We start from the raw sequence: 10,835 nt of genomic DNA, 5'->3' as shown, positions 1-10,835 counted from the left end.
TACCCACGCCGAGCAGTTCAACGCCGACCTGCTGGCGTTCGCACGCAAGTGATGTCCCGCGACGGCGCCCCAGGGCGCCGCCGCTCCTTCGGTAGTGCCGGCCGCTGGCCGGCAACCCGATCATCCGTCGTAATCACGCACAGCCGGCCAGCGGCCGGCTCTACCCGTGGCGGGTCAGATGTCGGTGTGGTGATGCGGTACGGTGGCCGGCAACGGATCGTGCCCACCCACGAAGTGACGCACCACTGGCGCACGCTCACCGCGATGCAGTGCCCGCAGGGCTTCCTGGATCGCCCTGTCATCGGCGGTGATGCGCTCATGCTGGCGCAGGTGCTCCAGCCACGATGGGGTCACGAAATACTCCAGGTGAATCCCCGGGGTTGCCACGTCCTCGACCACGCCCCAGACCACCGCGCCATCGCGGCGACGGATCGTGCCCAGCGCGCGCATCTGCGCCTGGAACGCCGCACGATCGGCATCGTCGATGCGGTACTCGAGGGTCACCAGCACCGGGCCCCGATCATTCGATACCGGCACCGACAGTTCCGGCGCCGGCCAGTGTCCGGCAGGGCGCAGATTCAGGTCCTCGGTGCCTGCAATGCGCACCCGCCACACCAGCAGTCCTCCGATCACCGCGCCGGCGGCCGCCACCAGCAATGCCAGCTCCGGCGAAGTGCGTTGCGCCAGCGCGCCCCAGCTCAGGCCGCCGGCGGCCATGCCGGCGGAAAACACCATGATGTACAGCGCCAGTGCGCGTGCACGCACCCACGCCGGTACCGCCGTCTGCGCGGCGATCTGCAGCGACGACAGCACGGTGATCCAGGCAAAGCCATTGACCAGCATCACCAGCGGCAGCACGTACCAGCTGCGGGTCAGCGCCAGCCCGACCAGGCTCAGCGCCAGCGACAACGTCGCCAGCAGCACCAGCAGGTCGCGGTCCAGCTGCGCGCGCAGCTTCGGCAGCAGCAGCGCACCGCCCACCGCACCGATCCCGATGCAGCCCAGCAGCATGCCGTACTGCCCCGCCCCGCCGTGCATCTGCCCGCGCACCACCACCGGCAGCAGGGCGTTCATCGCTGCAGCGAAGAAGAAGAAGCCGACCGACTTGATCAGCACCGCCTGCAACCGCCCGGCGCGGCTGGCGTAGCGCAGGCCCGCCTTCAAGCCCGCACCAAAGCCTTCCGGCGGCAGGCTGGACTGCTTCGGGTCGCGTTTCCAGCCCCACACCACGAACAGCATCGCGGCGAAGGTGATCGCATTGAAGCCGAACGCCCAGACCGCTCCCAGCTGGGCGACGATCACGCCGCCGACGGCCGGGCCGATCGAGCGCGCGATGTTGATGCCGATCGAGTTCAGCGCCACTGCCGAGGCCAGCATCGGCTGCGGGACCAGCTCGGACACGATCGCGGCCTGCGCCGGCATCGCCATGGCTGCACCGCAGCCCATGCAGAACGTCAGCAGCACCAGCAGCTGCGGTGTCAGCAGGTCCATCGCGGTCAACGCTGCCATGGCCGCAGCGACCATCAGCATCCAGCCCTGCGTTACCAGCAGGTATCTGCGGCGGTCAACGATGTCGGCCAGCGTGCCGGCGGCCAGTGCCAGCAGCACGATCGGCACCGTGGTGGCCGACTGCACCAGCGCCACCATCAACGGCGAGCCGGTACGCTCGGCCATCACCCAGGCAGCGGCCACGTCATTGACCCAGGTCCCGATGTTGCTGGCCAGGATTGCCAGCCAGATCGATCGGAACATCTGGATCTTCAGGGGGGACCAGGCGCCTTCGGCCGGTACGGGTTGTGACGCGTTTGCGTTCACCATTGCCATGCTCCAACGATCGAGGCGAACAACGTGTCCTGGCCACCGGCCTGCTTCAGCGCAGGACCGGCGTCGACCCAGGCCAGCTGCAGCTGCCATTGCCAGTGTTCGCTGGCCTGCCAGCGGGTTTCGGATTTGTACTGCGTGCCGATGCGGCGCGCGCCACCGGCACTGCCCGGCAACGCCAGCAGCGGCGCCGGCGTGGTGTAGACCGCATCGGCCCGGCGATGCTTCCACGCCATCTGTACGCCCAGTTCCGTCGTCACCGCGTCGCGCAGGCGCAGGGTCAGGGTCGGCTGCACGTCCATCAGATTGGCGGGGGCCAGCAGGCTGGCCTCGCTGAAGTAGGCCGATTTCGGGAACAGTGCATTGAAGGTGCCCACGCGACCATCGTGAAGGTTGCCGTCGCCACTGGCGATATCCGCCTTCAGCCCCAGCCGCGGTTGCAGCGGCCGCTCGATCCAGCGCCAGCCGGTGTCGGTGGCCAGCGTCCAGGCGCGGACATCCAGCGTGCCGGCGACCGTCTGCAGTTCACCGCCCTGCGCCACCAACTCGGTGTTCCAGTCCAGCGCACCGGCCTGGCCGAACCAACGCGCACCGAGGGTCTGCCGCCGCTCGGTACCGGAGCCCGCCGCAAAGCGCGCGCCTTCACGACGGTAGTCCAGCAGGTACAGATCCCATTGCCCTGGGCCACGACCCCGCGCGGTGGTCGCATACGCGCCCCACAGGTGGGCACCGCGTTCGCCGCGGTCATCGAAGGCGCCGGGTCGGTTCTCCAGCGGTCGCAGCGCCATCAGGTCCAGCGTGCCGAGGCGGCCTTTCCAGCCTGCACGGGCACCATCGAATGCCAGCCGGATGTTCGGCCCGTCACGCACCGACAACAGCCGCGAACTGCCATAGCCGGCTTCCTGCCGACCGAGCTGCAGATGGAACCCACCGCGCTGCCAGCGCCAGTAGGCCTGCTGCACGTCCAAGGCGCCACGGTCGGTACGGCCCGGGCCGCCTGCCTTGCCATTCTCGGCATGCACGCCCAGCTGCACCCGTGCCTGCCAGTTGCCCTCGGCATACGTGGCCGACGCCAGTGCACGCAGCAGTCCGTAGCCGTCTTCACTGCCGCCGATACCGAATCGGGCCGGGTCGTAGTACATCCCCCTGAGGCGCAGCGAGGCGTCCCATTGCACTTGGCCGTCGCCCACGTCGGTGCAGCGGGGGGCGTCACAGGCCAGCGCCATCCATGGCATGGCCAGCAGCGCCAGGCTCAGAACGCGAAGCACGAGCATCCCATCGCACCCCAGAAGGCGCTCAGGTCGTCGGTGGGCGCCGCATGCAGCGCGGCATGGCCGTGAGCACCATGCGTCCTGCAGGCCACACCGTGATGGTGGCGATGCGCGGCGGCCAACCCGGTAGCGGCACCGCCGACGTGGTAGCCACCGAAGCGGTTGACCGGCGACCAGTCCGGCATCGCCGGCGGCAGCTGCGGCGCCAGGCCGGCGTAATCGCCGTCGGCGTGCACGATGCGGCCGCCGACCACGGTCAGCAGGCTGGTGATGTCGGCGATCTGCGCGTCATCAACGCGGAAGAAGTCGGCCGAGAGCAGGATGAAATCAGCCAGCTGGCCAGCTTTCAGCGTGCCCTTCACCGCTTCGTCGCCGGAGAACCAGGCACTGCCCTGCGTCCACAGGCGCAACGCCTGCTCGCGTTCGAGCAGGTTCTCCTCGCCATACAGCGCCAGGCCGCCCACGGTGCGCCCGGTCACCAGCCAGGACAACGCCACCCACGGGTTGTAGCTGGCCACGCGGGTGGCATCGGTACCGGCACCGACCGGCACGCCTTCGGCCAGCATGCGCCTGACCGGCGGCGTGTGCCGCGCAGCCTGCACACCGTAGCGCTCGACGAAAGCTTCGCCCTGGTAGGCCATGCGGTGCTGCACGGCGATGCCGCCACCCAGCGCACGGATGCGTTCGATGTTGCGCGGGGTGATGGTCTCGGCGTGGTCGATGAACCAGTGCAGGCCATCGAACGGCACCTCGCGGTTGACCTGTTCGTACACATCGAGGATGCGGGTGATGCTCTCGTCGTAGGTGGCGTGGATACGGAACGGCCAGCGCTTCTCGACCAGCAGCTTCACCACGTCATGCAGTTCGGGCTCAAGCTCCGGCGGCAGTTCCGGGCGCGGCTCGTTGAACAGCTCGAAGTCGGCCGCCGAGAACACCAGCATCTCGCCGGCACCATTGTGGCGCAGCAGGTCGTCGCCCTGGCGCGGCTGCAGGATTTCGCTCCAGCCACGGAAGTCATCCACTTCCTTGCCCTTGTTCTGGGTGAACAGGTTGTAGGCGATGCGCACTGTCAGCTGGTCATCGCGGTGCAGCTGCTCGATGACCTGGTAATCCTCGGGGTAGTTCTGGAAGCCGCCGCCAGCGTCGATCACCGAGGTGACGCCCAGCCGGTTCAGTTCGCGCATGAAGTGGCGCGTCGAATTGGCCTGGTACTCGATCGGCAGGCGTGGCCCCTTGGCCAGCGTCGCATACAGGATCAGCGCATTCGGCTTGGCCAGCAGCAGCCCGGTCGGATTGCCCAGCGAATCACGCACGATCTGCCCGCCCGGCGGATCCGGCGTGTCCTTGCTGTAGCCGCACGCACGCAGCGCGGCGCGGTTGAGCAGCGCACGGTCGTACAGGTGCAGCAGGAACACCGGCGTATCCGGCGCGATGTCGTTGAGCTCCTGCAGCGTCGGCAGGCGCTTCTCGTTGAACTGTGCGGCGGTGAAGCCACCGACCACGCGCACCCACTGCGGTGCAGGAGTGCGGTCGACCTGGGCCTTCAACATGTCCAGGGCGTCGCCCAGCGAACGCAGGCCGTCCCAGCGCAGTTCAAGGTTGTAGTTCAGGCCACCGCGGATCAGGTGGGTATGGCTGTCGTTGAGGCCAGGCAGCAGGCGCCTGCCCTGCGCGTCGATCAGCGTCGCTTCATTGCCCCAGCCGCGCATGATCTCCTCGTCGCTGCCGACGGCGACGATGCGGCCCTCCTGCACGGCCAGTGCCTGGGCATGCGGCTGCTGCGGGTCGAGGGTGGTGATGCGGGCATTGCGGATGACCAGGGTGCTCATGCGACGCTCCTTGGAAGTGGAATCGAGTGCGGCAGCGGCGCGACCGGCCAGACCGAGCGCAACCGCGGCGCCGCTGGCCAGCATCACGGTGCGGCGGCCGTGGTCGAGGGGATCGTGACTCATGCGAAAGCTCCCGGAAGTCGTAGGCCATCCAGCGCCCAGGCCCCCGGCCCGGCCAGCGCGAGGGCCAGCAGCACCGTGGTCCACATCAGCGGGTACTCACTGCCGCCGCGCATCCAGAACCAGCCCTTGGGCAGGGCCAACAGCACGGTGAAGCCGATGAAGGCAGCGGCGGCAAGCGCGGCGATGCGGGTCTGCCAGCCGAGCAGCACGGCCAGCCCGGACAGTACCTGCAGCAGGGACAACAGCAGCGGCAACGGCGCCACTGCCGGCAGCCCGAAACCGCGCAGCTCTGCAGCAAAGCCATGCAGCCCGGGTCCACCGAACCAGCCGAACAGCTTGCCCAGCGCGTGCGGCAGCAGGAAGCCGCCTGCCGCCACGCGCAGCATCAGCAGGGCCAGGTCGAGGCCATGGCCAGCCAGCATGCTCAGTGCCCGCCTTCCTGCGCGCCGAACATGCGCTTGGCGTACTGGATGCCGATGCCATAGCCGCCGGCGTGGTCGCGGGCGATGCCGGTGGTCAGGTCGTAGGTTTCACCCCGTGCCCAGTCGCGCTGCAGTTCGAGCAGGTACTGCACGCTGGTCATCGGCACCGCGCCGGCCTGCACCATGCGGGTGATCGCACGCTCGTGCGCTTCTTCGCTGACGTCGCCGCAGGCATCGGTGATCACATGGACCTCGAACCCCTGCGCCAGCGCCGACAGCGCCGGCCCAACGATGCAGACGCTGGTCCACAGGCCGGCAAGAACCAGCCGGCGCTTGCCGATGCGGTTGATCTCATCGATCACCGGCTGGTCTTCCCAGGTGTTCATCGAAGTGCGGTCGAACACCGGCTGGCCCGGGAAGATCTGCGGCAGCTCCGGGAACATCGGGCCCGAGAATGACGTCTCGGCCACCGTGGTCAACACGACCGGCACGTTGAACCCCTTGGCCCCCTTGCTGATCAGCGACACGTTGTTGCGCAGCGCGGAGATGTCGATGGTGTGGGTGGCGAACGCCATCTGCGACTGGAAGTCGATCAGCACCAGGGCGTGGTCGGTCGGCGACAGCAGGGCCGGGGCGGGCGTGGCGGTGGCAAGGCTCATGGATGGACTCCGTGGGAAACACGATCATGGGGAAGCAACAGGGCGGCGTCGCCGGCCCGATACTGGCCGGGGCTGCACCCGGTCTCCGCGCGGAAGCTGCGGACGAAATGGCTCTGGTCGAAGAAGCCCAGCTGCTGGGCCAGGCACGCCATCGGCAGCTGCGCACCCGGCAGCAACTGGCAGGCGCGCTGGATGCGGCGGCGGCGCACATAGCGCAACGGGCTGGCGCCGGTGCCGCTACGGAACAGGCGCACCAGATGGAAGCGGCTGACGCAGGCGGCGGCCGCCAGCTCGGTGACGCGCAGCGGCTGCGACAGGTGCTCATCGACATAGCGCAGGGCTCGCTGCAGTGCGGCGGCCTGCTGCGGGGCAAGCGGGATGGCGGACGGATCGGGCGGACTGACGGTGGCCATGCGGGGCGCCGCGAGGGGGTGGCCCATGGTGCGCGGCCGGCGTGCGATGCCCTACCCCCGTCGGTCGAGGCCGGCGCCTACCCGAATGGGGGAGGCCGACGGCCGAGCAGGCGGCGCCCGAACCAACGCGCGTCCAGCGAATAGGCGCCCGGCCCGACCATCAACAGCGCCGGCGGCAACACCACCAGCGGCCAAGGCGCCTGCTGCGCGAACATGCCCGCGACCGCCATCATCGCCGCCAGGGGGGTCAACACCCCCAGCGCGAGCATGGCCGCCGCCAGCAGGCACAGCAGCCACCAGCCGGCGTGCACGCCGGGCGTGCACAACGCCGAAGCCAGGCACAGCCGCAGCCACAGCAGGCCAATGCCCGGACCGCGGTCGGGGAACATCACGAACAGGCGCTGCATGGATGCGCTCCGGGAGTCATGCCGGCGTGATAGCCGACGGCGACGCCCGTTGCCTACCCCGTTCGGGTCACCCCGGGCTGCCCCACACCTGCCAGAATGCGCGCCATGCGTGGCCGCCCCTTCCCGTTCCTGCGTCGCCTGCCGGCGCTGCTGACGTGCCTGCTGCTGTTGACCGCCCTGCCCGCCCTTGCCGTGCAGCGCCCGCCGGTGAGCGGTGGCCTGCCCGATTACGAACACACGGCCTGGCGGGTCGGCCAGGGCGCGCCCGGCGACATCTGGGACATCACCCAGGACCGGGACGGCCTGTTGTGGCTGGCCACCGGCTCGGGCCTGTACCGCTTCGATGGCCGCCGTTTCGAACGGCAGCCGGCCCCGGCCGGCAGCCACTTCCCGTCCACCAACATGGTCACCCTGGCCCATGGCCATGACGGCGCCCTGTGGATCGGCTACTTCCAGGCCGGCATCAGCCGCTTCGCGCAGGGTCAGCTGCACAGCTATGGCCGCCAGCAAGGCGTGCCGGTCGGCGTGGTGCCGCACTTCAGCCAGGATCGCGAGGGCCAGCTGTGGGCGGCGATCAATGGCGGGCTGCGCCGGTTCGATGGACAACGCTGGCAGCCCATGCCGGCCAGCGCCGGGCTGCCCGAGCGCCGTGTGCAGTGGGTGCTGCACGACAGCCGGGGAACGTTCTGGGTAGTGGCCGACCTGAGGATCTGGATGCGTGCCGCCGGCCAGGCCACGTTCAAGGACACCGGCATCGCCGTCTCGCAGATGGCGACGCTGGCCGAAAGCCCGCAGGGCGAAGTGTGGCTGGCTGACCGCGTGCGCGGCACGTCGCCGCTGGCCAATGCGCAGGGCCTGCTACCGGACACCGAGCGTGAAGCGCGGCGGCTGCCGGCGCTGGTCGCCGCGCGCCTGCAGTTCACCACCGACGGTGCGTTGTGGGCCACGATGAGCCCGCACGGCGGCGTCGCCCGCGTCACCTTCGCCGGCACCCAGGCCGTGCGCATGGAGCGCTTCGATTCGCCGCACGGGCTGACCGCCACCTCGGCGGTGCCGATCATCGTCGATCGCGAAGGCAATCTCTGGGTCGGCACCAATCTCGGCCTCAACCGCTTCCGCGCGCGCAGCGTGCACACCCTGGTGGTCGGCCCGAGCGATCCCTACCGCTCGCTGGTACGGGCCAGCGATGGTCGCGTGTATGGCTACGGCGAAGACCTCAGGCCCTATGACCTGCAACGCCACCTGCTGGATGGCAGCGCGCCGCAGCTGCAGGCCGCCGCGCGCCAGGCGCCCACGCCGATCTGGCAGTTCGACTGGGTCAACCTTGCGCGCACGGTGGCCGGCCACACGACATTGATTCCGCTGCCGGCCCCGTTCACCGGGCAGCCCCTGCACGCCCTGCTGTTCCCCGACGACACCCAGGCCTGGGTCTGCACGGGGGAGCATGGCGTCCTGCAGTACCTGCACGGCCAGTGGCGGCAGGAAGGCCGTCTGCCCGAACAGGCCTGCTCATCGCTGGCGCTCAATGCCCGTGGCCAGCTGCTGCTCGGCTATGCCGATGGCCGTCTGCGCCGGATGGGAGCCACCCGCATCGACACCCTCGATGCCCGCCAGGGCCTGTCCGTCGGGCCGGTCACTGCGATCCTGCAGCATCAGGAGCTGCTGCTGGTGGCCGGCGAGGCCGGCCTGGCCGCACGTCTGGGCGAGGGCCGTTTCGTTCCGGTGCGCACCGACATGGCCGGTGTCCTGGAAGGCATCACCGGCATGGTTGCCGATCCGAACGGGCACCTCTGGCTCAACGGCAGCCGCGGCCTGGTCAGGCTGGACAGCGGCCCGTTGCGCGCGGCCCTGCGCAGCGGCCAGCCGGTCACGCCGCGCCTGTTCGATGCGATCGATGGCATGCCCGGCATCGCCCTGCAGAGCGGGCCGATCGCCACTGCCGTCCTGGCCGATGACGGCCTGCTGTGGCTGGCCACCAACCAGGGCCTGGCCTGGCTCGACACGACCCGTTCGCACGTCAATACGATGGCGCCCAGCGTCCGCATCGGCGAAGTGCTCTATGGCAGCATGCATGCGCCACTGCGCGACGGCCTGCGCCTTCCAGCCGGCACCAGCCAGTTGCAGATCGACTACGTGGCACTGTCGCTGGCACGCCCGGAACGCAACCGCTACCGCTACCGACTGTCCGGCGTCGACGACGGCTGGCAGGACGCCGGCAGCAGCACCCGCGCGTACTACACCAATCTGGCCCCGGGCAAATACCGGTTCGAGGTCGAAGCAGCCAACGAAGACGGCATCTGGAGCACCGCACCGGCCAGCCGCAGCTTCCGCATCGCACCCACCTTCGTGCAGACGGTGTGGTTCAAGCTGCTGTGCGCCGCCGCGATACTTGCGCTGCTGGTGATGGCGGTGCGCATCCGCAGCGGGCAGCTGGCCGCACTGTTCCGCGCGCGCCTGCAGGAACGCAATGGCGAACGCGAACGCATCGCACGCGACCTGCATGACACCCTGTTGCAGGGCAGCCAGGGCCTGATCCTGCGCCTGCATGCGATCAGCCAGTCAGCGCAGACGCCCGAGCCGGTGCGCAGCCAGCTGGAATCGGCGATGCAGCTGGCCGAACGCAACCTGGCCGAGGGCCGCGAGCGGGTCAGTGCCCTGCGCGAGGGCCCCTTCGCCGGCCGCGACCTTGCCTCGGCGCTGGCCGATGTGCACGCCGAGTACGCCGGGCACGGCACCAACCCACTGCGCTTGACCGTCGAAGGCACGGCGCCACCGCTGCAGGCCGACGCGGCCGAAGAGGTGTTCCTGATCGGCCGGGAGGCCATCCGCAATGCACTGCGCCACGCCAGTGCCAGCGCCATCGAAGTAGAGCTGTCCTACGGCGCGCGTTGCTTCCTGCTGCACGTGCGCGATGATGGCGTGGGCATCGCCGACGAAAATGCAGGCCATGGCCATTGGGGCCTGCAGGGCATGCGTGAGCGCGCGCAGCGCCTCGGCGCGGAGCTGCAGCTGTGGACCCGCCCCGGGCTGGGCACTGAAGTCGCGCTGGCGGTTCCCGCCCGGCGCCTGTATCACCGCCGCCCCTCACGCTGGCGGTGGCCCTGGAGAAGAACATCCCATGAGTGAGTCCCCTGCCCCGATCGGCGTGCTGGTGGTCGACGACCACCCGCTGCTGCGTGACGGACTGGCTGCGCTGCTGGGCGCCCAGCCCGACCTGCGCCTGCTGGGCGAAGCCGCCGACGGCGAGGAAGCCATCGCCTGCTACCAGCAACTACGGCCGGACGTAGTGCTGATGGACCTGCAGATGCCACGCCTGGATGGCGTCGAGGCCATCGTGCGGATCCGCGCGATGGACCCGCGCGCGCGCATCATCGTGCTGACCACCTACCGTGGTGACGTGCGCGCGGTACGGGCACTGCAGGCCGGCGCCAGCGCCTACCTGCTGAAGGACATGCTGCGCCACGAACTGGTCGATACCATCCGCATGGTCGCCGGTGGCCGCCGCGCGCCGATTCCGCCGGCGGTGGCGGCCAGCATTGCCGCGCACGTGGTGGAAGACCGGTTGTCGCCGCGCGAGACCGAGGTGCTGCGGCATGTGGCCGGTGGCCTGTCGAACAAGCGCATCGGCGAGCGCATGCAGATTTCCGAGCAGACGGTGAAGGCACACATGAAGAGCCTGATGGACAAGCTCGGTGTGGGTGACCGCACCCATGCGGTCACCCAGGCACTGCGGCGCGGCATCATCAGCCTGGACGACAGCGGGCACGATTAGGGAGTGTTCGGCAGGGCCCGCAGCCCTGCACCCGCGGTAGTGCCGGCCGTTGGCCGGCAACCTCAGCAGCAACGGCAACCACAACAGCAACAGCATGGATTCCGTGGGATGGCGGGTG

The 10,835-nt window shown here is 69.6% G+C and carries 9 protein-coding genes; 2 read left to right on the top strand and 7 right to left on the bottom strand.

Annotated features, from left to right (window positions below):
- Positions 1-174: 174 nt before the first annotated feature.
- The 7 genes from LRM18_RS19380 to LRM18_RS19350 form a co-directional block, all read right to left on the bottom strand.
- A complete protein-coding gene (locus LRM18_RS19380; protein ID WP_206631927.1) occupies positions 175-1,818 on the bottom strand; it encodes an MFS transporter in 1,644 nt (547 codons plus the stop codon).
- Positions 1,812-3,095 carry an alginate export family protein gene (locus LRM18_RS19375; RefSeq protein WP_206631928.1) on the bottom strand — a complete coding sequence of 428 codons (1,284 nt, stop codon included), beginning with the start codon at positions 3,093-3,095 and terminating at the stop codon, positions 1,812-1,814. Before LRM18_RS19375 ends, LRM18_RS19380 begins: the two co-directional genes overlap by 7 nt.
- Positions 3,074-4,921, bottom strand: a complete 1,848-nt coding sequence (locus LRM18_RS19370; RefSeq protein WP_206631950.1) for an amidohydrolase — start codon at positions 4,919-4,921, stop codon at positions 3,074-3,076. Before LRM18_RS19370 ends, LRM18_RS19375 begins: the two co-directional genes overlap by 22 nt.
- A 119-nt stretch (positions 4,922-5,040) precedes the next feature.
- On the bottom strand, positions 5,041-5,466 hold the full coding sequence (locus LRM18_RS19365) for a DoxX family membrane protein (protein ID WP_074725355.1): 426 nt from the start codon (positions 5,464-5,466) through the stop codon (positions 5,041-5,043).
- Between the two features lie 2 nt (positions 5,467-5,468).
- Positions 5,469-6,125 carry a hydrolase gene (locus LRM18_RS19360; protein WP_014647472.1) on the bottom strand — a complete coding sequence of 219 codons (657 nt, stop codon included), beginning with the start codon at positions 6,123-6,125 and terminating at the stop codon, positions 5,469-5,471.
- Positions 6,122-6,538: an AraC family transcriptional regulator gene (locus LRM18_RS19355; protein ID WP_049465175.1), complete on the bottom strand. Its 417-nt coding sequence runs from the start codon at positions 6,536-6,538 to the stop codon at positions 6,122-6,124. The genes LRM18_RS19360 and LRM18_RS19355 overlap by 4 nt, the downstream gene beginning before the upstream one ends.
- A gap of 77 nt (positions 6,539-6,615) precedes the next feature.
- On the bottom strand, positions 6,616-6,945 hold the full coding sequence (locus tag LRM18_RS19350; protein ID WP_049465174.1) for a hypothetical protein: 330 nt from the start codon (positions 6,943-6,945) through the stop codon (positions 6,616-6,618).
- Positions 6,946-7,041: 96 nt separating this feature from the next.
- Between LRM18_RS19350 and LRM18_RS19345 the strand changes: the two genes are divergently transcribed.
- Complete coding sequence (locus LRM18_RS19345; RefSeq protein WP_206631929.1) at positions 7,042-10,071, top strand: sensor histidine kinase; 3,030 nt, start codon at positions 7,042-7,044, stop codon at positions 10,069-10,071.
- Positions 10,064-10,717, top strand: coding sequence for a response regulator transcription factor (locus tag LRM18_RS19340; RefSeq protein WP_049469363.1), 654 nt, complete (start codon positions 10,064-10,066; stop codon positions 10,715-10,717). The genes LRM18_RS19345 and LRM18_RS19340 overlap by 8 nt, the downstream gene beginning before the upstream one ends.
- The last annotated feature ends 118 nt before the right edge of the window (positions 10,718-10,835 follow it).

This window comes from Stenotrophomonas sp. PI_27 (assembly GCF_027854495.1).
Classification (GTDB): Bacteria; Pseudomonadota; Gammaproteobacteria; order Xanthomonadales; family Xanthomonadaceae; genus Stenotrophomonas; species Stenotrophomonas pavanii.
Note: the sequence above shows the minus strand (reverse complement) of the source record. Positions and strands in the feature narration are given on the sequence as shown.